Source organism: Kitasatospora sp. NA04385, from assembly GCF_013364235.1.
Lineage (GTDB): Bacteria > Actinomycetota > Actinomycetes > Streptomycetales > Streptomycetaceae > Kitasatospora.
Map to the genome: position 1 here is coordinate 7,072,734 of NZ_CP054919.1, position 25,913 is coordinate 7,098,646.

General features: G+C 72.8%; 19 protein-coding genes. 14 read left to right on the forward strand and 5 right to left on the reverse strand.

Translation table 11 applies throughout. The features are described from left to right. Window positions 1–265: 265 nt before the first annotated feature. The 3 genes from HUT16_RS31260 (at window position 266) to HUT16_RS31270 (ending at window position 3,299) form a co-directional block, all read left to right on the forward strand. A complete protein-coding gene (locus HUT16_RS31260) occupies window positions 266–1,588 on the forward strand; it encodes a M20/M25/M40 family metallo-hydrolase (RefSeq protein WP_176191376.1) in 1,323 nt (440 codons plus the stop codon). Window positions 1,589–1,827: 239 nt separating this feature from the next. Continuing rightward, complete coding sequence (locus tag HUT16_RS31265) at window positions 1,828–2,070, forward strand: chaplin (RefSeq protein ID WP_176191377.1); 243 nt, start codon at window positions 1,828–1,830, stop codon at window positions 2,068–2,070. A gap of 416 nt (window positions 2,071–2,486) precedes the next feature. Further along, a complete protein-coding gene (locus HUT16_RS31270) occupies window positions 2,487–3,299 on the forward strand; it encodes a chaplin (RefSeq protein WP_368662721.1) in 813 nt (270 codons plus the stop codon). 129 nt (window positions 3,300–3,428) lie between these two features. Here HUT16_RS31270 and HUT16_RS31275 read toward each other — a convergent pair whose 3' ends face one another. Then, the gene (locus tag HUT16_RS31275; protein ID WP_254898397.1) at window positions 3,429–3,638 is read right to left on the reverse strand and encodes a DUF5703 family protein; all 210 of its coding nucleotides are present in this window, start codon (window positions 3,636–3,638) and stop codon (window positions 3,429–3,431) included. Window positions 3,639–4,072: 434 nt separating this feature from the next. On the opposite strand from HUT16_RS31275, the gene HUT16_RS31280 reads away from it, so the two are divergent. Further along, a complete protein-coding gene (locus tag HUT16_RS31280; protein ID WP_176191380.1) occupies window positions 4,073–4,678 on the forward strand; it encodes a hypothetical protein in 606 nt (201 codons plus the stop codon). A 1,178-nt stretch (window positions 4,679–5,856) separates the two neighbouring features. Here the strand turns inward: HUT16_RS31280 and HUT16_RS31285 are convergent. Together HUT16_RS31285 and HUT16_RS31290 are read right to left on the reverse strand one after the other, a co-directional pair. Continuing rightward, complete coding sequence (locus tag HUT16_RS31285; protein WP_176191381.1) at window positions 5,857–8,235, reverse strand: helix-hairpin-helix domain-containing protein; 2,379 nt, start codon at window positions 8,233–8,235, stop codon at window positions 5,857–5,859. A 30-nt stretch (window positions 8,236–8,265) separates the two neighbouring features. Next, window positions 8,266–9,243: an aldo/keto reductase gene (locus HUT16_RS31290; RefSeq protein ID WP_176191382.1), complete on the reverse strand. Its 978-nt coding sequence runs from the start codon at window positions 9,241–9,243 to the stop codon at window positions 8,266–8,268. 229 nt (window positions 9,244–9,472) lie between these two features. Between HUT16_RS31290 and HUT16_RS31295 the strand changes: the two genes are divergently transcribed. Further along, entirely contained in the window at window positions 9,473–10,519 is a 1,047-nt protein-coding gene (locus HUT16_RS31295) for an LLM class F420-dependent oxidoreductase (protein ID WP_176191383.1), read from the forward strand. A 47-nt stretch (window positions 10,520–10,566) separates the two neighbouring features. On the opposite strand, the gene corA is transcribed toward HUT16_RS31295, so the two are convergent. Continuing rightward, window positions 10,567–11,556, reverse strand: a complete 990-nt coding sequence (gene corA / locus HUT16_RS31300) for a magnesium/cobalt transporter CorA (RefSeq protein ID WP_176191384.1) — start codon at window positions 11,554–11,556, stop codon at window positions 10,567–10,569. 62 nt (window positions 11,557–11,618) lie between these two features. Here corA and HUT16_RS31305 point away from each other — a divergent pair, with 62 nt between their 5' ends. The 4 genes from HUT16_RS31305 to mshC all read left to right on the forward strand — a co-directional run bounded on the left by HUT16_RS31305 (window position 11,619) and on the right by mshC (window position 15,324). Beyond that, window positions 11,619–12,317 (forward strand): histidine phosphatase family protein, encoded by a 699-nt coding sequence (locus HUT16_RS31305; RefSeq protein WP_176191385.1) that lies wholly within the window; start codon window positions 11,619–11,621, stop codon window positions 12,315–12,317. 255 nt (window positions 12,318–12,572) lie between these two features. Continuing rightward, complete coding sequence (locus tag HUT16_RS31310; protein WP_176191386.1) at window positions 12,573–13,136, forward strand: DUF3090 domain-containing protein; 564 nt, start codon at window positions 12,573–12,575, stop codon at window positions 13,134–13,136. Between the two features lie 71 nt (window positions 13,137–13,207). After that, window positions 13,208–14,005 carry an SCO1664 family protein gene (locus tag HUT16_RS31315; RefSeq protein WP_254898398.1) on the forward strand — a complete coding sequence of 266 codons (798 nt, stop codon included), beginning with the start codon at window positions 13,208–13,210 and terminating at the stop codon, window positions 14,003–14,005. Between the two features lie 89 nt (window positions 14,006–14,094). Beyond that, on the forward strand, window positions 14,095–15,324 hold the full coding sequence (gene mshC / locus HUT16_RS31320; protein ID WP_176191388.1) for a cysteine--1-D-myo-inosityl 2-amino-2-deoxy-alpha-D-glucopyranoside ligase: 1,230 nt from the start codon (window positions 14,095–14,097) through the stop codon (window positions 15,322–15,324). 84 nt (window positions 15,325–15,408) lie between these two features. Here mshC and HUT16_RS31325 read toward each other — a convergent pair whose 3' ends face one another. Next, a complete protein-coding gene (locus tag HUT16_RS31325) occupies window positions 15,409–16,320 on the reverse strand; it encodes a PAC2 family protein (protein ID WP_176191389.1) in 912 nt (303 codons plus the stop codon). 269 nt (window positions 16,321–16,589) lie between these two features. Here HUT16_RS31325 and adhP point away from each other — a divergent pair, with 269 nt between their 5' ends. The 5 genes from adhP (at window position 16,590) to HUT16_RS31350 (ending at window position 25,907) form a co-directional block, all read left to right on the forward strand. Further along, complete coding sequence (gene adhP, locus HUT16_RS31330; protein WP_176191390.1) at window positions 16,590–17,603, forward strand: alcohol dehydrogenase AdhP; 1,014 nt, start codon at window positions 16,590–16,592, stop codon at window positions 17,601–17,603. Window positions 17,604–17,707: 104 nt separating this feature from the next. Further along, window positions 17,708–18,721, forward strand: a complete 1,014-nt coding sequence (locus HUT16_RS31335) for a LacI family DNA-binding transcriptional regulator (protein WP_176191391.1) — start codon at window positions 17,708–17,710, stop codon at window positions 18,719–18,721. A gap of 229 nt (window positions 18,722–18,950) precedes the next feature. Beyond that, window positions 18,951–23,249 carry a discoidin domain-containing protein gene (locus HUT16_RS31340; protein WP_176191392.1) on the forward strand — a complete coding sequence of 1,433 codons (4,299 nt, stop codon included), beginning with the start codon at window positions 18,951–18,953 and terminating at the stop codon, window positions 23,247–23,249. A 325-nt stretch (window positions 23,250–23,574) separates the two neighbouring features. Then, window positions 23,575–24,978 (forward strand): extracellular solute-binding protein, encoded by a 1,404-nt coding sequence (locus tag HUT16_RS31345; protein ID WP_176191393.1) that lies wholly within the window; start codon window positions 23,575–23,577, stop codon window positions 24,976–24,978. Window positions 24,979–25,040: 62 nt separating this feature from the next. Continuing rightward, the gene (locus HUT16_RS31350) at window positions 25,041–25,907 is read left to right on the forward strand and encodes a carbohydrate ABC transporter permease (protein WP_176191394.1); all 867 of its coding nucleotides are present in this window, start codon (window positions 25,041–25,043) and stop codon (window positions 25,905–25,907) included. Window positions 25,908–25,913: the final 6 nt, after the last annotated feature.

Here is a 25,913-nt window from a genome sequence, read left to right on the forward strand (position 1 = left end):
GTGTCGTCCTCGCGGGGTGCTCCCCGCGCTGACACCGCCAACAGTAGCAAAGATCGACTGCCAGGCCCAAAACCGGGGGCGCGGGGCGGGTGCGGGCTTCGGAACCGGGTGGTGGGGGCGGCGGTGAGGAGTGTCGGGGGGACATGCCCTTGGGGGGCGGGCGGGCGCTGGGGGAGGATGGCGGGACGGCGCCCGCGGCCCCCGGCTGGGTCGGGGCGGCGCGGGCCGCAGCCGCGCCGGGGCGGGCAGACACGAGGTGGGAGCGATGAGCGTGGGCAGCGAGCGCGCAGTGACGGCCGAGTCGGAGGTCGCGGAGATCTGCCGCGACCTGATCCGGATCGACACCAGCAACTACGGCGACGGTTCGGGCCCGGGGGAGCGGAAGGCCGCCGAGTACGTGGCCGAGCAGCTCGCCGAGTTCGGGCTGGAGCCGCAGATCTTCGAGTCGGCCAAGGGCCGGGCGTCCACCGTGGTGCGGATCGAGGGCGAGGACCGGTCCCGGCCGGGCCTGCTGATCCACGGGCACACCGACGTGGTGCCGGCCAACGCCGACGACTGGCGGGTCCACCCGTTCTCCGGGGAGATCACCGACGGCTGCGTGTGGGGCCGCGGCGCCGTCGACATGAAGGACATGGACGCGATGACGCTCGCGGTGGTCCGCGACCGGCTGCGCACCGGCCGCAAGCCCCCGCGCGACCTGGTGCTCGCGTTCCTCGCGGACGAGGAGGCCGGCGGCACGTACGGCGCCCGGTTCCTGGTGGACCGGCACCCGGAGCTGTTCGAGGGCGTCACCGAGGCGATCGGCGAGGTCGGCGGCTTCTCCTTCACCGTCAACGACCGGGCCCGGCTGTACCTGGTGGAGACGGCGGAGAAGGGCATGCACTGGATGCGCCTGACCGTCGAGGGCCGGGCCGGGCACGGCTCGATGACCAACGACGACAACGCGATCACCGAGCTGTGCGAGGCGGTGGCCCGGCTCGGCCGGCACCAGTTCCCGCTGCGGATCACCAAGACCGTCCGGGCCTTCCTGGACGAGCTCTCGGACGCGCTGGGCGTCCCGCTCGACCCGGAGGACATGGACGAGACGCTGCGCATCCTCGGCGGCATCGCCAAGATGATCGGCACCACCCTGCGCAACACCGCCCAGCCGACCATGCTCGGCGCCGGCTACAAGGTGAACGTGATCCCCGGCCAGGCCACCGCGCACGTGGACGGCCGCTTCCTGCCCGGCTACGAGGAGGAGTTCCTGGCCGAGCTGGACAGCGTGCTCGGCCCGCGGGTGAAGCGGGAGAGCCTGCACCACGACAAGGCGATCGAGACCAGCTTCGACGGCGCCCTGGTCGAGGCGATGCAGACCGCGCTGCGCGCCGAGGACCCGATCGCCCGGGCCGTCCCCTACTGCCTGTCCGGCGGCACCGACGCCAAGTCCTTCCAGGACCTGGGCATCCGCTGCTTCGGTTTCGCGCCGCTGCAGCTCCCGCCGGAGCTGGACTTCGCCGGGATGTTCCACGGCGTGGACGAGCGGGTGCCGGTGGACGGCCTGAAGTTCGGCGTGCGGGTGCTGGACCGGTTCATCGACCTGGCCTGACCGGCCGGGGCCGGGGCCGGGCCAGACCGGGCCGGGGCCGATCCGGGGCCGGAAGTCGGAAGTCGGACTAGTCGGTCCAGCATCAGAGCTGCCGAGCATCCGAAATGCCGATCGTCTGTTCGCTTGATCACTTCAACGGGTGAATGCGGTTCCGGCCCCGTGTCCCGGTCGTGGCGGTTTCGTTCTTCCGTGTGCAGCCCGGGGGAACGGGCTGGAAACGACCAGGAGGAACAGTTCAGATGAAGGCCAAGAAGATCGCTGCCGTTGTCGCCGCCACCGGTGGCCTGGTGCTCGCGGGCGCCGGTGTCGCCTCGGCGCACGGCGGCGCGCACGCGGACGGCGGCGCGGTCGCCTCCCCGGGTGTGCTCTCCGGCAACCTGATCCAGATCCCGGTGCACGTCCCGGTGAACGTCTGCGGCAACACCATCAGCGTGATCGGCCTGCTCAACCCCGCGTTCGGCAACGCCTGCCAGAACGTCTGAGCGGGCCCCGCCGTCGACCGGCGGGACGCCTGACCCCGAGTTCCCGCCCCCGCGCGACCGCTGTGTCGCGTGGGGGCGGACGCGTGTCCGGGCCCGCACGCCGGGGGAGCCCCGCGGGGGAGTTCACGCGGCGGGGCCACGGCCGGGTGAACGCCGCGGTTCCCGGAGAAAGGCGGGTCTCACCCGATCGGATGAAGTGACTGCAGATGGCTCAACCTTCACCGTTAGGGGTCGTTTAAGTAGTGCTGCCGCCGTCGCGGCAGGCAATTCCGACTATCGGATCGCCGATCGGCCACGGCGCCGGAAATCCGGGAATCCGGGAATTCCGGCGCGGGCCGGTCCGGCACGGATCCGTCGAGTGAGAGACACAAGGGGAGTCAATGCGACAGGTCGCCAGGAAAGGCCTCCTCACGGCCATGGCCACCGGCAGCGTGCTGGCCTCGACCGCGGGCTACGCCCACGCGGCCGCCGATGCGCACGGCGTGGCGGCCAACTCGCCCGGCGTGGGTTCCGGGAACGCGGTGCAGGTGCCCGTGGAGCTCCCCGTGAACGCCTGCGGCAACACGATCAACGTGATCGGCCTGCTCAACCCGGCGTACGGCAACGACTGCTCCAACGTCAGCGCCGGCGGCCACACCGGCGGCAGCCGCGCCGGCAGCGGCGGCCACACCGGCACCGGCACCGGGGGCCACGGCGGCAGCACCGCCGGGTCGGGCTCCTCCGCGAGCGGGACGACCAGCGGCTCGCCCGGTGTCGCCTCGGGCAACAACGTGCAGGTGCCGGTCACCGCGCCGGTCGACGCCTGCGGCAACTCGGTCAACGTGGTGGGCCTCGGCAACCCGGCGTTCGGCAACGACTGCTCGAACACCGGCACCCCGCACCAGCACCCGACCACCCCGCCGCACACCAACCCGCCCGGCGACGACTGCCCGGAGACCGGCGGCCACCCCAGCACCCCGCCGTCCACCCCGCCGTCCACTCCGCCGTCCACCCCGCCCACCGACCGCAACGGCGGCCCCAACGGCGACGAGTCGCCCACGCCGCAGCCGCCCGCCACCCCCCAGACCACCGTGACCCAGGCCCGGGCCGCCGCCCCCGCCGTCGCGGACCAGGCGCAGCTGGCCTCCACCGGCGCATCCGGCCTGGAGGTCATCGCCCCGGCCGGGATCGCGCTGCTGCTCGGCGGCGGCGTGCTCTACCGCCGCTCGCGGTCCCTCGCCCGCCGCTGACCCCGGGCCGCCGCTGACCCCGGCCGACCGCGCGCCCGGAGCGTCGCACGCCCGCGCCCGGGCACCCCGCCCGTTCCGTACGGCGGGGTGCCCGGGCGCGGGCCTGCGGTGACGGTCGGTGGGTCTCCGCTACCAGGTGGAACGGACCTGCCGGATGATCCGCCGCTTCAACCGGACCGTGCGGCTGCCGTCGGGGAACAGCCGGAGCCGGTCCAGCTCCCAGTTCCCGTACTCGGCGTGCTCGGTGAGGAGCTGCCGCGCGGCGTTCCTGCTGGTGCCGCGGGGCAGGCGGAGCGACTGGTACTCGTACTCCGGAAGCCGGACCGTTTTGGTAGGGATCAAGGCGTCTCCTCCGCTGCTGTGCTGCCTGCAAGCCTACGGCGCGTCGCCGACGGGTCGCCGGTGCGGGCACGGCCCGTCCGGGTGGACGGTCCGAGCCTCGCCCCGGTCGGAGCTGATCGTCAATCAGTTTTCCCGCACCGGATGGATACCCGCGCCGGACCGCGCCGATGCGCGGACGGGAGGCGGACGGGGCCGTGGGGAGCCGCCGGGGACGACCCGGGACGACCCGGGACGACCCGGGACGGGTGGGGACGAACCGCGGCGGGCGGCGCGGCGCGGCGGAATCGCTCGGGACGGACTCGGGAAACCGCCCGCGGCGGCCGTCGCAGAAGCACCCGGAACGGACATCGAGGGTGAACTTGCCCGGTTTTAACGGCTGTAGGTGACAACCGCTGTGCGTGTCGTCGCCGGGTGGGGATAGCGTCTGCACCATGTCTGATGCCGCGCAGCTGACCATCACCGAGGTACGGGCCGCCGCAGAGGCGGTCAAGACCGCCATCGACCGCCACCTGCAGGCCGTCTCCAGCTCCACCGAACCCGGCGATCCGGTCGTCGTCCACGCGTACGAGGAGCTCGCGGCGGCGGCCATCGCCTACGACCAGATCCTGTACGAGGTCTACGACGAGGTCACCCCCTTCGAGATCCCCGGGGACGACGCCGGGACCGGTTACCAGGGCCCCGAGCACCCCGAGGCGATCAGCGTGCTGATCCGCCGCGACTACCTGATCGCCGACCCGAAGCGGTTGCGCGCCCAGGCCGAACGGGTCGATGAGTCTCTCCCGCCCGGCGAGGGCGCCGAGGGCGAGGTGACGGCGGCGATCGGCGTGCTGTTCGGCGAGTACGAGCCGGACGAGATCGCCGCCCGCGCGGAGGAGTTCGGCCTGGAGGAGGGCGACTCCACGCTGTGGGTCTCGGCCGCCGACCCGTCCGACCCCGGCGAGTGGCTGCCCGAGCCGTTCGACGGCGCCGACCCGGAACTGCTGATCTGCCGCTTCGACGTCAGCGAGGTCTACGACGACGAGCTCGACGAGCTCTGAGCAACCCTGCCGCCCGCCCGCCCGCCCGATCCGGCCCGCCGCCGGGCCGAACGGGCGGGCGCTCGGCCCGGCCCGTCCGGCCGGTGACCGGTGGCCGGTGACCCGACCCGGGACCAGGGTGTCCGGGGGCAGCGGGCGGCAGGCGGCGGTTCCGACTGCCCGGGGTGCTGGAACCCGGGACGGGCCCATCCTTCGACGTGCCCGGCTGCGGTTGCGCCCCGCCCCGGCCGTCCTGCCGCTGAACCACTGAACCGCTGAGCCGCTGAGCCGCTGAACGCCTGGTCACCGTGCTCCGGGCGGGCACCCGCCGCGCCGCACCGCCCGCCACCAGGCGCACCCCGTCGCCTCCACCCCCAGGCCGCCCCTGCGACCGTCCGGGCCGCCGAACCCCTCCGCCGTGCCGCTCCGCCCCGGCCGAGGGGTACGGGCGCGACCCGGGCCGCGCCCTGCGGGACGCGGAGGCCACCGTCCCGCGCGGCGGGAGCAGCACCGAGGGGCCCGAACCGGCCGAATCCGAGCCCGTCGCTCGCCGCTTCGGCGGCCTGCTGACGGTGCTGACGGCCGAGCACTTCCGCTGGCCCGCTCCGGCGACTCCCCCCCCCCGCGCTTCCCCGATTTCCCTGCCGCTTTCCCTGTCCATGCCATCAGGAGATCGGCGGAATTCACTCGCCCCGGAGGTCCCGGGAGGCCGCGGGAGGTTCGCGCTCCGCCCGCCGTCCTTCCGGGACGGGCGCCCCAGGTTAGGGCGGCCCGCTACTCGTTCCCTCTCCGTCCGCTACTCGTCCGCCAATTCGGGCGTGAGTTGGATCACTTCGAACAATTGACGCCCGGACGCGCTCGAATTCGGCTACCGTTCGGACCGCAACGGAGTCGCATTGCGGTGTTCCGCTTCGGGGGAACGGAACGTCGGAATGCGGTCGCCGGTGCGGCCGTACGTCGCACGGGGGACTGCTGCCGGTCCACGGCGGGTGAGGGACGAAAAGCGCCTCGACGCTGAGGCGCCAGGGGGATTGCGGCGGCTCTCTCCCACCCGGGCCCGCCGAACGGCTGGCCCGGCAGCAGCGTGTACGCATGCCGCGGGTGCGGAGGACGGGGAACGCCCCGCCACCGCACCCGCGGTCCTGTGCCCTGCTCGGCCCGAAGCCGCCTCCGGGCCGCTCCCGGAGCCGCGCCCGGGGCTACTGCGCGGTGAGCACCGAGCGCAGCCGGGTGGTGCGGTCCTGCGCGGGCCGCTCCGCGACCGCCTGGGCCAGCGCCGGGCCCGCCGCGTGCACCACCGACAGGTGCCGCTCGGCCCGGCCGAACGCCGAGTACACCCATTGCCTGGTCAACTGCCCGGACGCCTCCGGCGGCAGCACCACGACCACCGCGGGCCAGCGCCGCCCGACCGCCTGGTGGGCCGTCACCGCCCAGCCGTGGCGCAGCTTCCCGGCCTGCGCCGGGGTCAGCGTGATCCGGCCGCCGTCGGCCAGCTCCACGTGCAGGCCGCTCGCGTCGCCGTCCAGCACCCGCCCGGGCAGGTTGACGCCCAGTGCGGGGGAGTGCACCACCCGGTCGCCCGGGTCGAAGCCGCCGAACCGGCCGGGGCCGGGGTTCAGCTGCTTCTTGGCGGCCGCGTTCAGCGCCCGGGTGCCGGCCGGGCCGCCGTGGCCCGGGGTCAGCAGCACCGTCTGCTCGGGCGGGACGGACAGCGCGCGCGGGATCGAGTCGGTCAGCAGCTGGACGGCCCGGTGCACGGCCTCGCCGCCGTCCTGCGCGGTGAGGATCACCACCTCCTTGTCCGGGGCGTCCACCGGCTGGAGCTCGCCGATGCCGACCCCGGAGACCAGCTCGCCGATCGGCCCGAAGTCCGGGGTGAGGGACGCCACGGCCGGGCACGCCTTGGCGGCCAGCAGGTCGGCGAAGAACCGGCCCGGACCGGCCGACCACAGGCCGCCCGGGTCTCCGGAGAGCACCAGCCGGGCGCCGTCCGCCACCGCCTCCAGCAGCGTCGCCGCGGTCTCCACGTCCAGCAGCGGGGCGTCCAGCACCACCAGGACGTCCAGTTCGAGGGTGCCGTCCACCGCGCGCGGCACGTCCGCGCCGTACAGCAGCTCGGGCAGGGTGCCGATCCGCCCGGCGGCGGGGGAGCCCTCCGGCAGCAGCGCCGCCAGCGCGTCCCGCCCCTGGCCGGTCCAGGTGGCGGCCCAGGCCCGCAGGCCGAGACCGGCGGCGGCGTGCAGTAGCGCGGCCGGTTCGGCCCGGGCCGCCTCGCCGCCGGTGTGCAGCACCAGGCCGGAGTCGGCCGCGGCCCGGACCAGCGCCTGCGCGGAGCGCGAGGGCGCGGCCGCGGCGGCCTCCGCCCAGGCGGCCGGGCCGGGCCGGGCACCCGACTCCGCCGACTCCCCCGCATCCGAGCCGTCCCCCGCGTCCTCCGCGTTCGCGTCCGAGCCGTCCCCCGCGTCCTCCGCGTTCGCGTCCGAGCCGTCCCCCGCGTCCTCCGCGTTCGCGTCCGAGCCGTCCCCCGCGTCCTCCGCGTTCGCGTCCGAGCCGTCCCCCGCGTCCTCCGCGTTCGCGTCCGAGCCGTCCCCCGCGCCCTCCGCGTTCGAGCCGCCCCCCGCATCCGAGCCGTCCTCGCCCGGGTCGAAGGTCGACAGCAGCCGGACCAGGCCCTCGCCGAGGCTCTCCTCCGCCAGCGCCAGCCGCTCCAGCGCCAGCATGGTGCGGACGGGCGGCTCCTCGTCCTCGTCGTGGCTGCCCGGCGGCATCGGCAGCTCCTCCTGGAACGGCATCACCCGCCCGTCCACCAGCACCGCCTGCAGCGCGCCCTCCGGGTCCGGCACCCGCTGGGCGCGCAGTGCCTCGGCGACCTCGCCGAGCTCCTGCGCCGAGTGCCCGCGCAGCGCGGCCTGCTCCAGCAGCCAGGACACCAGCGCCTGGGCGCGGCGCTGGTCGCCCGGCTGGGCGGCCGGGCCGAGCAGCGCCTTGGCGAAGCCGTCCGCGTGCTCGGGGCGCACCCCGGGCAGCGAGAGCACCGCCCACGGGTCCTCCCGCAGCTGCTCGGCCGCGCCCTCGCCGAGCGCGGCCAGCGCGGCGGGCGCGAGGTCGGCGGGCGCACCGCCGGCCGCCAGCACCTCGGCGACGGCGGCCAGTGCGGCCTTGCGCTGCGCGTCGTCGACCGGGGCGGCGGCGCCGGGGTGCGCGGTCGGACGGCGGGCCGGGCGCTCGGCGGGGACGTCAACGGGGCGGCGGGCCGGGCGCTCGGACGGGGCACCGGCCGACGGCCCGTCAGTGGACGGCCCGTCAGCGGCCGCCTCCTCCACACCCGCTGCCTCGGTGGCGGGCTCGGCGGCCTCCGCCGGTTCGACCTCGCGCGGGGGCGGCGGCGGAGCGACGATGTCGTTCGCGTTGATCGCGCCGATCGCCTTGGCGAGCGCGGCCACCTTGGCGGCGCGCTCCTCACCGGTGAGCGGGGCCTCGGCGGGCCGCCCGGCGCCGTCGTCCGGGGTGGCCGGGGCGGCCGGAGCGGCCGTCGGCTCCGCCGGGCGCTCGGTCGGGCTCTGCTCGGGGGTGGTCATCGCGGGAAGGCTCCTTCGACGGGCGGGCGGTCACAGCTCCGTCCAGCCCTGGTCCGGGTAGCGGTGCACCGGGGCCGACACGTCGTCCAGCGCAGCGCGGATCTCACCCGGAAGCGTAAGGGCCTCGACCGACAGCGAGGACTGCAGCTGGGCGGAGGTGCGGGCGCCCAGCAGGGTGGCCGACACGCCCGGGCGGTCGCGCACCCAGGCGAGCGCGACCTTCAGCGGGGTGGAGGCGAGGCCGTCGGCGGCGGTGGCCAGCGCGTCCACGATCCGGCGGGAGGTCTCGCCCAGGTAGGGCTGCACCGACCCGGCCGGGTGCGGGGAGGTGCCGCGCGACTCGGGCGGCACGCCGTGCCGGTACTTGCCGGTCAGCACGCCCCGGCCGAGCGGCGAGCAGGCCAGCAGGCCGACCCCGGCGTCCAGCGCGGCGGGCAGCGCCTCGCGCTCGATGCCGCGCTGGAGCAGCGAGTACTCGAGCTGGACGGAGGCCAGCGGGGTGGAGCCGGGCCGGGCGTGCTGCCGGGCCGCGGACTTGGCCAGCTGCCAGCCGCTGTACTGGCAGACCCCGACGTACCGGGCCCGGCCGGAGGAGACCGCCAGGTCGAGCGCGTGCAGGGTCTCCTCGGTGGGGGTGGCCGGGTCGTGCGCGTGCACCTGCCACAGGTCGACGTGGTCGGTGTTCAGCCGGCGCAGCGAAGCGTCCAGCGCGTTCAGCAGGTGGCCGCGGGAGGCGTCGTGGCGGCGCGAGCCGGGCAGTGCGCCCGCCTTGGTGGCGATCACCAGCTCGGAGCGCGGGACCAGGCCGTCCGTCAGCCGGGACAGCAGGTACTCGGCGCCGCCGTCCGCGTACACGTCGGCGGTGTCCACCAGGGTGCCGCCCGCGTCCACGAACGCCTTCAGCTGCTCGGCGGCCTCGTGCTCGTCGGTGTCCCGGCCCCAGGTGAGGGTGCCCAGGCCGAGCCGGGAGACCCGCAGGCCGGTCCGGCCGAGCTGTCGCTGTTCCATCGCGCCCTCCGTCAAGCCCGCTGTGCGCACCGCGACGGTGCAGGTAGGGGGCGGTGCCCCCCACGTGCTGTGAGGGTAGCGGCGAAACACCCCGGTGCCCGGGACGACCCGCGCGCCGCGCCGCCGTGCGCGCCGGGGCGTGCCCCGCACCGCCCTTACCGGTCAGTAGCACGACCCTCGGCAGGACGGCTACGCTCATCCGCACCACCCGACTGGAAGGCTTGGGCACATGCGACTCGGGATCAACCTCGGCTACTGGGGACTCGGCCTGGACGCCGACAACATCGCGGTCGCCCAGGAGGCCGACCGCCTCGGCTACGCGGTCTGCTGGGCCGCCGAGGCCTACGGCTCGGACGCCGCCACCGTCCTGTCCTACGTCGCCGCGAAGACCGAGCGGATCGACGTCGGCTCGGCGATCTTCCAGATCCCGGCCCGCACCCCCGCGATGACCGCGATGACCGCCGCCACCCTGGACACCCTCTCCGGCGGCCGGTTCCGGCTCGGCCTCGGCGTCTCCGGCCCGCAGGTCTCCGAGGGCTGGTACGGCGTCAAGTTCGACAAGCCGCTGGCCCGCACCCGCGAGTACGTGGAGATCATCCGCAAGGCGATGTCCCGCGAGCGCCTGGTGCACGAGGGCGCCAACTGGACGCTCCCGCTGCCCGGCGGCCCCGGCAAGCCGCTCAAGCTCACCGTGCACCCCGTCCGCGAGCACGTCCCGCTTTACATCGCCTCGATGGGCCCCAAGAACCTCGAACTCACCGGCGAGATCGCCGACGGCTGGCTCGGCCTGTTCTTCGCCCCCGAGCACGCCGCGCTTTCCACCGACGCCCTCGCCGCCGGGCGCGCCAGGGCCGGGCTCACCCTGGACGGCTTCGACCTCTGCCCCACCGTCAACATCGCCGTCGGCGCGGACGTCCGGGCCGCCGCCGACACGCTGCGCGACTACACCGCCCTCTACCTCGGCGGCATGGGCAGCAAGGAGAAGAACTTCTACAGCCAACTGGCCCGCCGGATGGGCTTCGAGCAGGCCGCCGACGAGGTCCAGACCCACTACCTCGCCCGCGACAAGGCCGCCGCCGCGGCCGCCGTCCCGCACGACTTCATCGACGCCACCGCCCTGCTCGGCGACACCGCCCGGATCGCCGACCGCATGCAGGCCTACGCCGCCGCGGGCGTCACCACCTTGACCCTCGCCCCGGCCGGCTGGTCCCTGGCCGAGCGGGTCGCCGCCCTGCGCACCGGCGTCGAGGCCCTGGAGCGGGCCGGCCTGGCCTGACCCCCGTCCGGACCGGTCCACCCGGGGGCGCTGCCCGGCCCTCCGGGCTACAGCCAGCCCGCCCGCTTGAACAGCCGGTGCAGGCCGAAGCAGACGCCCGCCATCACGGCCAGCACCGCCGGGTAGCCCCAGGGCTGGCGCAGTTCCGGCATGTGCTCGAAGTTCATCCCGTAGATGCCCGCGATCATGGTGGGCACGGCGGCCAGCGCGGCCCACGCGGAGATCTTCCGCATGTCGTCGTTCTGCTGCACGCTGACCTGCGCCAGGTTGGCGGACAGGATGTCGGAGAGCAGCCGGTCCAGGCTCTCCACCACTTCGTTGACCTTGGCCAGGTGGTCCGCGACGTCCCGGAAGTACGGGCGCAGCCCGTCCGCGACGAACGGCACCTGGACGTCGGTGCCGACCCGGGTCAGCCGCAGCGCGGGCTCCATCAGCGGGAAGGTGGCCTTGCGGAAGCCCACCACCTGCCGCTTGAAGCCGTAGATCCGCTCGGCCGCGCCGCGCGAGCGCCCGGGGGAGAAGATCTGCTCCTCCAACTCGTCCAGGTCGGTCTGCAGTTCGGTGGCCACGTCGAGGTACTGGTCGACCACCAGGTCGCAGACCGCGTACAGCACGGCGGCGGGCCCGTGCGCGAGCAGTTCGGGCTGCTGCTCCAGCCGGGCCCGCAGGTCCTTGAGCGGGCTCTCCGGGCCGTGCCGGACGGTCATCACGTACGAGTCGCCCAGGAAGATCATCAGCTCGCCGATCGAGACCGTCTCGTCCCGCTGGTGGTACTCGGCGGTCTTCAGGACGGTGAACACCGAGTCCCGGTAGATGTCGACCTTCGGGCGCTGGTGCGCCGTCACGGCGTCCTCCACCGCCAGCGGGTGCAGCCCGAACTCGTCGGCGACGTGGTCGAACTCCTCCTCGGTCGGGTCCGCCAGGCCGATCCACAGGAACCCGTCCCCGGCCGCGCGGACCTCCGCCAGGGCGTCCGAGAAGTCCTTCGGGCCCTCGGAGCGCTTGCCGTCCCGGTAGATGCCGCAATCCACGATCATGCCCGCCATTGTGACCCGAACGGCCCGCCGGAGGGAGGGGCCGACCCCGTACCCTTTGAGGTATGCCCACCCTGCTGCTCGTCCGCCACGGCCGTTCCACCGCCAACTCCGCCGGGATCCTCGCCGGATGGACGCCCGGAGTCGACCTGGACGACACCGGGCGGGCCCAGGCGGCCGAGCTGCCCGGTCGGCTCGCCGGGCTGCCGATCGCCCGCCTGGTCAGCAGCCCGCTGGAGCGCTGCCGGCAGACGCTGGAGCCGCTGGCCGCCGCCCGCCCCGAACTGGCCGCCCCCGAGCTGGACGAGCGGCTGGGCGAGTGCCACTACGGCGAGTGGACCGGCCGCCCGCTGTCCGAGCTGGCCGGCGAACCGCTCTGGCGCACCGTCCAGGACCACGCCTCGGCCGCAGCCTTCCCCGGCGGCGAGTCGCTGCGCGCGCTCAGCCACCGCACCGTCGACGCGGTGCGCGAGTGGAACGACAAGGTCGCCGTCGACCACGGGCCGGACGCGCTCTGGGCCGCCGCCACCCACGGCGACGTGATCAAGGCGATCGTCGCGGACGCGCTCGGCCTGCACCTCGACCACTTCCAGCGGATCTCGGTCGAGCCCTGCTCGGTCACCGCGATCCGCTACACCCCGCACCGCCCCTACCTGCTGCGCCTGGGCGAGACCGGCTCGCTCGCCGCCCTGGCCCCGCGCCCGCACGGGCACTCGGCCGGCGACGACGCGGTGGTCGGCGGCGACACCGGCAGCACCGCCTGAGCACCCACCGCCCGAGCACCCACCGCCCGAGCACCCACCGCCCGACCAGCACCGCCTGAGCACCCACCGCCCGAGCACCCACCGGAACCGTTCGAGCACGGACCGGCCCCGCGCCGGCCCCGCATCGGTTCCGCACCGCCCCGCGGCCAACTGCCCGGCCGCACACGGGAACCGACCGCCCCGTGTGCCGTACCGGGGCGGTTTGGCCGTAGGGTGAGATCGAGAAGACCGCAACCCCCCTCCGGAGCGAGCAGCGTGTCCCGTCAGGTCCACTTCTTCGACCAGCCCGAGCGCTTCGTGGCCGGCACCGTCGGCCAGCCCGGTGCCCGCGCGTTCTACCTGCAGGCCTCCTCGCGCGGCCGGATCACCAGTGTCCTGCTGGAGAAGACCCAGGTCGCCGCGCTCGCCGAGCGCATCGAGGAGGTCCTCGACGAGGCGCTGCGGCGCAGCGCCGGCGAGGCCCCGATCCCGGCCGTCGCCCCCGCCGAGCTGCTCGACACCGCCCCGCTCGACCTGCCGCTGGAGCAGGAGTTCCGGGTCGGCACGATGGCCCTGGCCTGGGACGCCCGCGACGAGTGCCTGGTGGTCGAGGCCCAGGCGTACGTCGAGGAGTCCGAGGAGGAGAACGAGGCCGAGGTCTTCGACGACGAGAACGGCCCGGACCTGCTCCGGGTCCGGCTCAGCGGCGCGATGGCCCGGGTGTTCGCCAAGCGCGCCCTGGACCTGGTCGCCGCCGGCCGCAAGCCCTGCCCGTTCTGCAACCTCCCGCTCGACCCGGAGGGCCACCTGTGCCCGCGCGCGAACGGCTACCGGCGCTGAACGAGGACGCGGCGGGGGAGCAGGTGGAACAGGTCGGGGCACCCGGCACCGACCCGGCCACCAGCGCCGCGCTGGCCGCCGACCCCGCCGCCGCGCTCACCCTGCTGCGCGAGGGCGCCCTCGCCGTGCACGGCCGGGTCACCGACGCCTCCAACGCCGTCCTGTACTGCACCGTCACGCTGGACGGCGTCACCGCGCCCTGCGTGTACAAGCCGGTCGCGGGGGAGCGCCCGCTGTGGGACTTCCCCGACGGCACCCTGGCCGGCCGGGAGGCCGCCGCCCACGCGCTCTCCGCCGCCACCGGCTGGCACCTCGTCCCGCCCACCGTGCTGCGCGACGGCCCGGCCGGGCCCGGCACGGTCCAGCTGTGGATCGAACCCGACCCGGACGCGCCCGAGCTGCTCGACCTCCAGCCCCTGGACGGCGTCCGGGAGGGCTGGCTGCCCGTGGTCCGGGCCGAGGTCGAGGGCGGCCGCCAGGTCTGGCTGGTGCACCGCGACGACGAGCAGCTGCGCCGCCTGGCCGTGCTGGACGCCGTCCTCAACAACGCCGACCGCAAGGGCGGCCACTGGCTGCCCGCCGCCGACGGCCGGATCTACGGCATCGACCACGGCGTCACCTTCCACACCGAGCCGAAGCTGCGCACCCTGCTCTGGGGCTGGGCCGAACAGCCGCTCACCGCCGAGGCGCTCGACGTCCTGGCCCGGCTCGCCGCCGACCTGGCGGGACCGCTCGGCGAGCGGCTCGGCCCGCACCTGACGCCCGGTGAACTGGCCGCGCTGAAGGACCGGACGGCCGCGCTGCGGGCCTCGGGACGGCACCCGCTGCCGTCACGGGAGTGGCCTTCTATTCCCTGGCCGCCGGTCTGATACCGATCCGAAACCCAGGACGAACGGATTCCGGCCGATCGCGTCCGTAGGTTGGTCTTTCAAATGATCGCAAGGTTAGAGTCGGTGCCATGCATGCCTGGCCCGCCTCCGAGGTTCCCGCCCTGCCCGGTCAGGGGCTTCCCCTGCGCATTTACGACACCGCCACCAGCAGTGTCCGAGAAGTCGTGCCCACCGGCCCGACCGCCCGGCTCTACGTCTGCGGCATCACCCCCTACGACGCGACCCACCTGGGCCACGCAGCCACCTACAACGCCTTCGACCTGGTCCAGCGGGTCTGGAAGGACGGCGGCCACGACGTCGTCTACGTCCAGAACGTCACCGACGTCGACGACCCGCTGCTGGAGCGGGCCGAGGCCACCGGCCAGGACTGGACCGAACTCGCCGAGCGCGAGACCGCGCTGTTCCGCGAGGACATGACCGCGCTGCGGATGCTCCCGCCCGCGCACTACGTCGGCGCCGTCGAGTCCATTCCGTGGATCGTCCCGCTGGTGCAGCGCCTGCTCGCCTCCGGCGCGGCCTACGAGGTCGACGGCGACGTCTACTTCTCGGTCGAGTCCGACCCGCGCTTCGGCGAGGTCTCCGGCCTCACCCCCGAGCAGATGCTCCCGGTCTTCGCCGAGCGCGGCGGCGACCCCGGGCGCCCCGGCAAGAAGAACCCGCTGGACGCCCTGCTGTGGCTCTCCGCCCGGCCCGGCGAACCCGCCTGGGACACCGAGCTGGGCCGCGGCCGCCCCGGCTGGCACATCGAGTGCGTGGCCATCGCGCTGCAGTTCCTCGGGATGGACTTCGACATCCAGGGCGGCGGCAGCGACCTGTCCTTCCCGCACCACGAGATGGGCGCCGCGCACGCCCAGGTCGCCCTCGGCGAGCACCCCTACGCCCGCGCGTACGTGCACGCCGGCATGGTCGGCCTGGACGGGCACAAGATGTCCAAGTCCCGCGGCAACCTGGTCTTCGTCTCGGCCCTGCGCCGCGACGGCGTCGACCCGGCGGCGATCCGGCTCGCCCTGCTCGCCCACCACTACCGCAGCGACTGGGAGTGGACCGCGGCGGACCTGGACGCCGCGCTCACCCGGCTGGCCGCCTGGCGCTCCGCGGTCTCCCGCCCGGACGGCCCCTCCGCCGAGGCCCTGCTCGGAGAGGTCCGCGCCGCCCTCGCCGACGACCTGGACACCCCGGCCGCGCTGGCCGCCGTCGACCGCTGGGCCGCCACCGCCGGCGCCGAGGGCGGCGAGGACACCGGCGCCCCCGGCCTGGTCTCCCGCACCGTCGACGCCCTGCTCGGCGTCGCGCTGTAGCACCCGGCCCGGCCCCCGCGGCGCGGACCGGCCCCGGGAGGGCACCACCCTCCCGGGGCCGGTCCGCGTGGCGCGGGCCCGCGCCTACTCCTCGTCCTCGTCCTTCGGCCGCTCCGTCGCGTGGCCGGTGATCGGCTTCTCGCCGGTCGGCCCCTGGTTGTCCCGCCGCCGCAGGTACCGCTCGAACTCCCGGGCGATCGCGTCCCCCGAGGCCTCCGGCAGCTCCGCGGTGTCCTGCGCCTCCTCCAACTGCTGGACGTACTCCGCGACTTCGGAGTCCTCCGCGGCGAGCTGGTCCACCCCGAGCTGCCAGGCCCGGGCGTCCTCGGCGAGCTCGCCCGGCGGGATGCGCAGGTCGAGCAGGTCCTCGACCTTGTTGATCAGGGCGAGGGTGGCCTTGGGGTTGGGCGGCTGGGAGACGTAGTGCGGCACGGCCGCCCAGAAGGTCACCGCGGGGACGCCGGCGTGCGCGCAGGCCTCCTGGAGGACGCCCACGATGCCGGTGGGGCCCTCGTAGCGGCTCTCCTCCAGGTCGAGCGAGCGGGCCACCGTGGCGTCCGAGGTGACGCCGGAGACCGGCACCGGCCGGGTGTGCGGGGCGTCGCCCAGCAGCGCGCCCAGGATGACGACCAGCTCGACGCCCAGCTCGTGGGCGAAGCCCAGCAGTTCGTTGCAGTAGGAGCGCCAGCGCATGCTGGGCTCGATGCCGCGGACGAGCACCAGGTCCCGCGGCTTGGGCTCGGTGACCCGGACCACCGACAGCCGGGTGGTGGGCCAGGTGATCCGGCGGACGCCGCCGTCGAGCCAGATGGTGGGCCGGTTGACCTGGAAGTCGTAGTAGTCCTCGGCGTCGAGCGCGGCGAACACCTTGCCGCCCCAGGTCTCGTCGAGGTGCCCGAGCGCGGCGGAGGCCGCGTCGCCGGCGTCGTTCCAGCCCTCGAAGGCGCAGATCATCACCGGGTCGATCAACTCGGGAAGGTCTTCCAGCTCGATCACCCGGCATCTCCCTCCGTCAGTGGCGGGGGCACTGCCGCCCCCGTGGTCCCTTACTGCCCAGCCTACGGGCATTGAATGCCCCCGTGGGCCGGGTGAGGTGCCCAAGCGTAGTGGTGCCGGGCGACGCTCCGGCCCGGGCCGGTCCGACCCGGGCCGCGGCGCCTCCGTTCGCGATCCGGACGGGGAACCAGCAGGCTGGTCCGGGGGATTCGTCCCCGTTCGTCACGGTCGGTTTCCCACCGCCGTTCAGCCTGCGAGGAGAGAAGGACATGAAGGCAGCCGTCGTCCGGGACTTCACCGAGCCGCTGGAGATCGAGGAGCGCGAGGTGCCCTCCCCGGAGCCGCACCAGGTGCTGGTGCGGATCGAGTGCTCCGGCCTGTGCCACACCGACATCCACGCCGCGCACGGCGACTGGCCGGTCAAGCCGTCCCCGCCGTTCGTGCCCGGCCACGAGGGCGTCGGCATCGTGGAGGCGGCCGGCGCGGACGTCCGGCACGTGCAGGTCGGCGAGCGGGTGGCGATCCCGTGGCTGGCCGACGCCTGCGGCCGGTGCGACCACTGCGTGAGCGGCTGGGAGACGCTCTGCCTCAGCCAGCACAACTCCGGCTACTCGGTGGACGGCGCGTACGCCCAGTACGCGCTGGCGCACGGCGACTACGTCGTCCCGGTGCCGGACGGGGTGGACCCGATGGACGCCGCGCCGCTGTCCTGCGCGGGCGTCACCACCTACAAGGCGCTCAAGCTCTCCGGCGCCCGCCCGGGCACCCGGGTGCTGATCTCCGGCATCGGCGGCCTCGGCCACCTGGCGCTCCAGTACGCGCGGATCTTCGGCGCCGAGACGGTCGCCGTCGACATCACCGACGACAAGCTGAAGCTGGCGAAGGAGCTCGGCGCCGACCACGTGATCGACGCCCGCACCCAGGACGTCGCGCACGAGGTGCAGAAGCTCGGCGGCGCCGACGCGGCGGTCTCGCTGGCCGTCTCCAACGCCTCCTTCCGGGCCGCCTACGACTCGCTGCGCCGCGGCGGCACGCTCGTCCTGGTCGCCCTGCCCGCCGAGGGCGAGCTGACCCTGCCGGTGTTCGACACGGTGCTGAACGGGACGAAGGTGATCGGCTCGATCGTCGGCACCCGGCAGGACCTGGCGGAGGTGTTCCGGCTGCACCAACTGGGCCGGACGAAGGTGATCCGGGAGACCCGCAGGCTGGAGGAGGTCAACACCTGCTTCGAGGAGGTGCTCGCCGGGAAGGTCTCGGCCCGGCTGGTGTTCGACCTGCGCTGACCCCCGCAAGCCCCGCACGGCGAACCGAGGACGGAACCGACCGGTTCCGTCCTCTTCTGCAAATCCACGCAAGCCGCTTGCGTTTTCTGTCGTACACTCAGCACATGACACGACGACTTGCCGAGGTGGCGAAGAAGGTCGGGGTCAGCGAGGCGACCGTCAGCCGGGTGCTGAACGAGAAGCCCGGTGTCTCCGAAGCGACCAGGGCGGCCGTGCTCACCGCCCTCGACGTGCTCGGTTACGAGCGGCCCACCCAGCTGCGCGGGGAGCGCGCCCGACTGATCGGGCTGGTCCTGCCGGAGCTGGGCAACCCGATCTTCCCGGCGTTCGCGGAGGCGGTGGGCGGCGCGCTGGCCGGCCAGGGCTTCACGCCGGTGCTGTGCACCCAGACCGCGGGCGGGGTCTCCGAGGCCGACTACGTCGACCTGCTGCTGGAGCAGCACGTCTCCGGCGTGGTGTTCTTCGGCGGCCTCTACGCCCAGGGCGACGCCCCGCACGAGCACTACCAGCGGCTGGCCGAGCGCAGCCTGCCCACCGTGCTGCTGAACGCCGCGATCGAGCACCTGGACTTCCCCCGGGTGTCCTGCGACGACGCGGTGGCGATCGAGCAGGCCTTCGGCCACCTGCGGCAACTCGGGCACACCAAGGTCGGCCTGGTGCTCGGCCCGCTGGACCACATGCCCTCGCAGCGCAAGCTGGCCGCGGCCCGGGCGGTGGTCGGCAAGCTGGGCCTCGAACTGCCGGACCAGCACGTGGAACGGGCGCTGTTCAGCCTGGAGGGCGGCCAGGCGGCCACCACCCGGCTGCTGCGCCAGGGCGTCACCGGCGTGGTCTGCGCGAGCGACCCGCTGGCGCTGGGCGCGGTCCGCGCGGTGCGCCGGGCCGGGCTCGCGGTGCCGGACGACGTGTCGGTGGTCGGCTACGACGACTCCTCGTTCATGATGTGCACCGACCCGCCGCTGACCACCGTCCGGCAGCCGATCGAGGCCATGGGCCGCGCGGTGGTCGACCTGCTGGTCGGCGAGATCGCCGGGGTCCGGGTCACCCACGACGAGCTGCTGTTCGAGCCCGAGCTGGTGGTGCGCGGGTCGACCGCGCCGGCCCGCGAGCGGAGCTGAGGCCGGGCCGCGCCGGGGAAGGCGTGATCAGCAGCAGGTAGCAGGCCCTTGACGGGGCGTCACAGCGGGACCGCCGAGCGGGCGGGCACTTCGGTGCCCGCCCGCTTTTCGTATGCGCACGCTTGGCCCGATCCGTTGACATGCTCGTAGCGCCGCTGTAACTCTTGGCTGCCATCACGCAAAAGATGGACAGAAGATTGTCATCTTCTCGACCTTGTGAAGGGACGTCATGAGATCGAAGCGCATAACCGCGCGGCTGACGGCGTCGTCAGCCACGCTGGGAATGCTCCTGCTCGCCGGGCCCCTCCTCCCGGCGGCACAGGCGGCCGGAGGGCCCAACCTGGCGCTCGGCAAGACCGTCACCGCCTCCAGCACCAACGGCACGTTCGGTGCGGGCAACGTCAACGACGGCAACCAGGACAGCTACTGGGAGTCCAACGGCATCGCCTCCGCGCAGTGGGTCCAGGTGGACCTGGGCGCGGCGGCCTCCATCGACACGGTGGTGCTGAAGGTCCCCGGTTCCTGGGGCGCCCGGACCGAGACGCTCAGCGTGCTCGGCTCCACCGACGGCACCAACTTCTCCACCATCACCTCCTCGGCGAACTACACCTTCGACCCGGCCTCCGGCGACAAGGCGACGATCTCCTTCGGAGCCACCAGCGCCCGCTACGTGCGGGTCAACATCACCGCCAACACCGGCTGGCAGGCCGCCCAGATCTCCGAGTTCGAGGTCTACGGCGCCACCTCCGCCTCGGCGAACCTGCTGGCCGGGCGCACCTTCACCACCAGCGGCACCTCGCAGAACTACGGTCCGGGCAACGTCGGCGACGGCAACCAGGCCACCTACTGGGAGAGCGCCAACAACGCCTTCCCGCAGTGGATCCAGGGCGACCTGGGCTCCGCCGTCCCGGTCAACAAGCTGGTGCTGAAGCTGCCGGCCGGCTGGGACAAGCGCACCGAGACGCTCAAGGTCCAGGGCTCCACCGACGGCAGCAACTTCACCGACCTGGTGGCCTCGGCCGGCTACGTCTTCGACCCGGCGTCCGGCAACACGGTGACCGTCAACCTGGCGACCACCACCACCCGGTACCTGCGGCTGACCTTCACCGCCAACACCGCCTGGCCGGCCGGCCAGCTCTCCGAGTTCGAGGCCTACGGCCCGACCTCCGGCGACACCCAGGCCCCCACCGCGCCGGCCAACCTGGCCTACACCTCGCCCGCCGCCGGTCAGATCAAGCTGACCTGGGGCGCCGCGAGCGACAACACCGGCGTCACCGGCTACGACGTGTACGCCAACGGCGCCCTGCTCACCTCGGTGTCGGGCACCACCCTGACGTACACCGACAGCCGCTCCGACGGCGAGACGGTGTCGTACTACGTGAAGGCGAAGGACGCGGCGGGCAACCAGTCCGCGGCCTCCAACACCGTCACCCGCACCGGCCAGTCCGGCGACACCCAGGCGCCCAGCGCGCCGGCCAACCTGGCCTACACCTCGCCCGCCTCCGGGCAGGTCAAGCTGACCTGGGGGGCGTCCAGCGACAACACCGGCGTCACCGGCTACGACGTGTACGCCAACGGCGCGCTGCGTGGCAGCGTCAACGGCACCACCCTGACGTACACCGACAGCCAGCCGGACACCGCGACCGTCTCGTACTACGTGAAGGCGAAGGACGCGGCGGGCAACACCTCCGCGGCCTCCAACACCGTGGTGCGCACCGGCTCCGGCGGCGGGACGGGCACCAACCTGGCGGCGGGCAAGCCGATCACGGCCTCCTCGTCCACCTTCACCTTCGTGGCGACCAACGCCAACGACAACGACACCTCCACCTACTGGGAGAGCGCGGCGGGTAGCTACCCGAGCACCCTCGCGGTGAAGCTGGGCGCGAACGCGACCACCAGCGCGGTGGTGGTCAAGCTCAACCCGGGCTCGGCCTGGGGCGCCCGCACCCAGACCATCGAGGTGGACGGCCGCGAGCAGAGCGCGAGCGGCTTCAGCACGCTGGTCGCGGCCAAGAGCTACAGCTTCGACCCGGCCAGCGGCAACACGGTCACCATCCCGGTGAGCGCGACCGTCGCCGACGTGCAGCTGAAGTTCACCACCAACTCCGGCTCCAGCGGCGCCCAGGCCGCCGAGTTCCAGGTGATCGGCGTTCCGGCCCCCAACCCGGACCTGACCGTCACCTCGGTGAGCAGCAACCCGGCCACCCCGGTGGAGACCGACACCCCGACCCTGTCGGCGGTGGTGAAGAACACCGGCACCAACGCCTCCGGTGCCACCTCGGTCAACTTCTACCTGGGTGCCACCAAGGTCGGCTCGGCCACCGTCGGCGCCCTCGCGGCCGGTGCCTCCACCACCGTCTCCGCGCAGATCCCGGCCCAGAACGCGGGCAGCTACCAGCTGACCGCGAAGGTCGACGAGGACAACAAGGTCATCGAGCAGGACGAGACCAACAACTCGTTCACCGCCGCGAGCGCCTTGACGGTCAACCAGGTCGCCTCCTCCGACCTGGTCGCCGCCCCGTCCACCTGGTCGCCCTCCAACCCGGCCGACGGCAGCGCGGTGAACTTCACCGTCGCGGTCAAGAACCAGGGCACGGTCGCCAGCGCCTCCGGCAGCCACGGCATCACCGTGACGGTCGCGGACGCCACCACCGGCACCGTGCTGAAGACCCTGACCGGCGCGTACAGCGGCACGCTGGCGCCCGGCGCCACCAGCAGCCCGGTCTCGCTGGGCAGCTGGACCGCCGCCAACGGCCGCTACACCATCAAGACGGTCATCGCCAACGACGGCAACGAGCTGCCGGTCAAGCAGGCCAACAACACCTCCACCCAGTCCCTGTACGTCGGCCGCGGCGCCAACATGCCGTTCGACAACTACGAGGCCGAGGACGGCGTGCTCGGCGGCGGCGCCCAGGTGGTCGGCCCCAACCGCACCATCGGCGACGTGGCGGGCGAGGCGTCCGGCCGCAAGGCCGTCACCCTCAACTCGACCGGTTCCTCGGTGGAGTTCACCACCAAGGCGGCGACCAACACCCTGGTCACCCGGTTCTCCATCCCGGACGCGGCGGGCGGCGACGGCACCAGCGCCACCCTGAACGTCTACGTGGACGGCACCTTCCTCAAGTCGATCGACCTGACCTCCAAGTACGCCTGGCTGTACGGCTCCGAGACCGCCCCGGGCAACGGCCCGAGCGCCGGCAGCCCGCGGCACATCTACGACGAGGCCAACGTCCTGCTGGGCACCACCGTCCCGGCCGGTCACAAGATCAAGCTGCAGAAGGACTCGGCGAACACCTCGCAGTACGCGATCGACTTCGTCAGCCTGGAGCAGGCCACCCAGGTCGCCAACCCGGACCCGGCCAAGTACGTGGTCCCGACCGGCTTCGCGCAGGGCGACGTGCAGGCGGCCCTGGACAAGGTCCGGATGGACACCACCGGCACCCTGGTCGGCGTCTACCTCCCGGCCGGCGACTACCAGACCGCGAACAAGTTCCAGGTCTACGGCAAGCCGGTGAAGGTCGTCGGCGCGGGCCCCTGGTTCACCCGGTTCTACGCCCCGACCAGCCAGTCCAACACCGACGTCGGCTTCCGGGCCGAGTCCACCGCCAACGGCTCGACCTTCAGCGGGTTCGCCTACTTCGGCAACTACACCTCGCGGATCGACGGCCCGGGCAAGGTGTTCGACTTCTCCAACGTCGCGAACATCACGATCGACAACATCTGGACCGAGCACATGGTCTGCATGTACTGGGGTGCCAACACGGACTTCATGACGATCACCAACTCGCGCATCCGGGACACCTTCGCCGACGGCATCAACATGACCAACGGCTCGACCGACAACCTGGTCTCCAACAACGAGGCCCGGGCCACCGGTGACGACTCCTTCGCGCTGTTCTCCGCGATCGACTCGGGCGGCGCGGACGAGAAGAACAACGTGTTCCAGAACCTCACCTCGATCCTGACCTGGCGCGCGGCGGGCGTGGCGGTGTACGGCGGCTACGCCAACACCTTCCGCAACATCTACATCGCGGACACCCTCTGCTACTCGGGCATCACCATCTCCTCGCTGGACTTCGGCTACCCGATGAACGGCTTCGGGACGGACCCGACCAACCTGCAGAACATCTCGCTCGTGCGGGCCGGCGGCCACTTCTGGGGCCAGCAGGTCTTCCCGGCGATCTGGGTGTTCTCCGCCTCGAAGGTGTTCCAGGGCATCCGGGTGAGCGACGTGGACATCGTCGACCCGACCTACAGCGGCATCATGTTCCAGACCAACTACGTGGGCGGTCAGCCGCAGAACCCGATCAAGGACACGATCTTCACCAACGTCTCCATCACCGGGGCGCAGAAGAGCGGCGACGCCTTCGACGCCAAGTCCGGGTACGGCCTGTGGGCCAACGAGATGCCGGAGTCCGGCCAGGGCCCGGCGGTCGGTGACGTCACCTTCAACCACCTCACCCTGAGCAACAACTACAAGGACATCCAGAACACCACCTCGACGATGCACATCACCGTCAACCCGTAACACCCCCGGCTCCGGGACGGGCCGCAGACGGCCCCTGACAGCCCCTGTGCCCCCGTCCCGGCACGCTCGCGGCCCAGCTGCGCGCAGACGGCCCGTGACGCCCCTTTGTGGGGCCGTTGCGGGCCGTTGGCGCGTTCATGGGGCTTCCATGTCACGGTCCGCGCAAGCGAAAGTCACGTTTTTGCGAAATCCAGTCGACATCTTGTGGCAACCTGTCGGCGACTGCTTAAGTAGTCGGCACATCCCCACCGCAAACCAACGGGCTTCCATAGCGCCTGCCGTCTGCTGCGCGCTGCCCTCCTGTGCTCGAAAGGGACCACCCCCCATGAACCGTGACCGGCTCCTCCGCAGATCCGTCGCCCTGGTCGCCGCGGCCGGCCTGGCGCTCACCGCCGCGGCCTGCTCGTCCAGCTCCTCGGGCTCCTCGGACGGCGGCAGCAAGGGAGGCAACGCGGACGCCGCGGCGCCGCTCGACCCGAACACCAAGGTCACCATCTCGATCGACTGCGAGCCTCCGGTCACCAAGGCCGCCGAGCGCAAGCAGTGGGAAGACGACATCAAGACGTTCAACCAGCAGTACCCGAACGTCACCATCAACGCGAAGGACGCCACTCCCTGCGAGGAGCCGCCGGCCTTCACCGCCCAGCTCAAGGGCAAGACCCAGCCCGACGTCTTCTACAGCTACTTCACCGACCTGGAGCAGGTCCTGGACGCCGACGGCGCCGAGGACATCAGCGCCTACGTCAACGACAAGAGCGTCCCGGCGCTCAAGGACATCGACCCCTCGGTGATGGCCACCCTGAAGTCGGACGGCAAGCTGTACGGCCTGCCCACCTCCAACTACAAGATGGGCCTGCTCTACAACCGCAAGCTCTTCACCCAGGCCGGCCTGGACCCGGACAAGCCGCCGACGACCTGGGCGGAGGTCCGCGAGGCGGCCAAGAAGATCGCCGCGCTCGGCAACGGCGTCAACGGCTACGGCGACTACAGCGCCACCAACCAGGGCGGCTGGCACTTCACCGCCGAGCTCTACGGCCTCGGCGGCTCGATGACCACCCCGGACGGCAAGAAGGCCGCCTTCAACACCCCCGAGGGCAAGCAGGTCCTGCAGAACCTGTACGACATGCGCTGGACCGACAACTCGATGGGCGCCACCCAGGGCCTCAAGTGGCCGGACCTGATGACCCAGATGTCCTCCGACAAGCTCGGCATGTACATCGGCGCCCCGGACGACATCACGTACATGGTCCAGACCCTCAAGGGCAAGTACGAGGACTACGGCATGGGCCCGATGATCGGCGGCAAGGGCGCCCTGCTCGGCGGCAACGACTACCTCTTCAAGAAGGGGTCGACCCCGGACCAGATCAAGGCCGGCATCGCCTGGATCAACTTCAAGTACCTGACCATCGGCAAGGGCCAGTTCCAGTACTCCCGGAACAAGGCCGACGGCCTGCCGGTCGGCCTGCCGCAGCCGGCCTTCTTCACCGGCGCCAGCCTGGAGGCCGACAACAAGGCCAAGGCCGCCGACGCCACCGTCCCGGTCGCCAACTACGCGCCGTTCATCAACGCCTCGGTGCCCGGCAAGACCGAGCCCGCCAACGCGCAGCAGATCTACAAGGTCCTGGACAACGCCGTCTCCGGTGTCCTGACCAACAAGGACGCCAGCGTCGACAAGCTCCTCGCCGACGCCGAGACCCAGGTCAACCAGGTCCTGGCGAGCCTCCAGTAACACCCCGACCGGGGCCGGCCGCACAGGCCGGCCCCGGTCCCGATTCCCCCTCGGAGACACCCATGCGGCAAACACTGCGCCGAAACATCACCGCGCACGGTTTCCTGCTCGGCGCGCTGCTCTGCTTCGCCCTCTTCTCGTGGTACCCGATGATCCGCGAGATCGTGATGAGCTTCCAGCGCACCAAGCGCGGCCACACCCGCTGGGTCGGCCTGGACAACCTGAACCTGCTGACCCAGGACCCGGCGTTCTGGCAGGCCTGGCGCAACACCCTGCTGTTCACCGCGCTCGCCCTCGTCCTCGGCTTCGCGGTCCCCTTCGTGGTCGCCATCGTGCTGAACGAACTGCGGCACGCCAAGGGCTACCTGCGGGTCCTGGTGTACCTGCCGGTGATGATGCCGCCGGTGGCCTCCGTGCTGCTGTTCAAGTACTTCTACGACCCCGGCTACGGCCTCTTCAACAGCATCCTGCACACCCTGCACCTGCCCACCTCGGCCTGGCTCAACTCGTCCGACAGCGCGATGATCTCGGTGGTCATCGCGGCGACCTGGATGAACATGGGCGGCGCCACCCTGATCTACCTGGCCGCGCTGCAGACCATCCCCGGCGAGCTGTACGAGGCCGCCGAGCTGGACGGCGCCGGCCTGCTGCGCCGGATCTGGCACGTCACCATCCCGCAGACCCGGCTGATCCTCTCGCTGCTCCTGCTGCTGCAGATCGTCGCCACCATGCAGGTGTTCGTCGAGCCCTACCTGCTCACCGGCGGCAACGGCCCCGAGGGCTCCACCACCACCGTGGTCTACCTGATCTACCAGTACGCGTTCAACTTCAACAACTACGGCGCCGCCTCGGCGCTCGGCCTGGTCCTGCTGCTCGTCCTCGCGGCCTTCTCCGCGGTGTACGTGCGGCTGTCCCGGGACAACGACTAGGAGGCC

What these genes read in the sequence shown, in the direction of transcription:
- HUT16_RS31260 (WP_176191376.1), top strand. Translation starts at nt 266, where the DNA reads ATGAGCGTGGGCAGCGAGCGCGCAGTGACGGCCGAGTCGGAGGTCGCG.
- HUT16_RS31265 (WP_176191377.1), top strand. Translation starts at nt 1,828, where the DNA reads ATGAAGGCCAAGAAGATCGCTGCCGTTGTCGCCGCCACCGGTGGCCTG.
- HUT16_RS31270 (WP_368662721.1), top strand. Translation starts at nt 2,487, where the DNA reads ATGGCCACCGGCAGCGTGCTGGCCTCGACCGCGGGCTACGCCCACGCG.
- HUT16_RS31280 (WP_176191380.1), top strand. Translation starts at nt 4,073, where the DNA reads ATGTCTGATGCCGCGCAGCTGACCATCACCGAGGTACGGGCCGCCGCA.
- HUT16_RS31285 (WP_176191381.1), bottom strand. Translation starts at nt 8,235, where the DNA reads ATGACCACCCCCGAGCAGAGCCCGACCGAGCGCCCGGCGGAGCCGACG.
- HUT16_RS31290 (WP_176191382.1), bottom strand. Translation starts at nt 9,243, where the DNA reads ATGGAACAGCGACAGCTCGGCCGGACCGGCCTGCGGGTCTCCCGGCTC.
- HUT16_RS31295 (WP_176191383.1), top strand. Translation starts at nt 9,473, where the DNA reads ATGCGACTCGGGATCAACCTCGGCTACTGGGGACTCGGCCTGGACGCC.
- corA (WP_176191384.1), bottom strand. Translation starts at nt 11,556, where the DNA reads ATGATCGTGGATTGCGGCATCTACCGGGACGGCAAGCGCTCCGAGGGC.
- HUT16_RS31305 (WP_176191385.1), top strand. Translation starts at nt 11,619, where the DNA reads ATGCCCACCCTGCTGCTCGTCCGCCACGGCCGTTCCACCGCCAACTCC.
- mshC (WP_176191388.1), top strand. Translation starts at nt 14,095, where the DNA reads ATGCATGCCTGGCCCGCCTCCGAGGTTCCCGCCCTGCCCGGTCAGGGG.
- adhP (WP_176191390.1), top strand. Translation starts at nt 16,590, where the DNA reads ATGAAGGCAGCCGTCGTCCGGGACTTCACCGAGCCGCTGGAGATCGAG.
- HUT16_RS31335 (WP_176191391.1), top strand. Translation starts at nt 17,708, where the DNA reads ATGACACGACGACTTGCCGAGGTGGCGAAGAAGGTCGGGGTCAGCGAG.
- HUT16_RS31340 (WP_176191392.1), top strand. Translation starts at nt 18,951, where the DNA reads ATGAGATCGAAGCGCATAACCGCGCGGCTGACGGCGTCGTCAGCCACG.
- HUT16_RS31345 (WP_176191393.1), top strand. Translation starts at nt 23,575, where the DNA reads ATGAACCGTGACCGGCTCCTCCGCAGATCCGTCGCCCTGGTCGCCGCG.
- HUT16_RS31350 (WP_176191394.1), top strand. Translation starts at nt 25,041, where the DNA reads ATGCGGCAAACACTGCGCCGAAACATCACCGCGCACGGTTTCCTGCTC.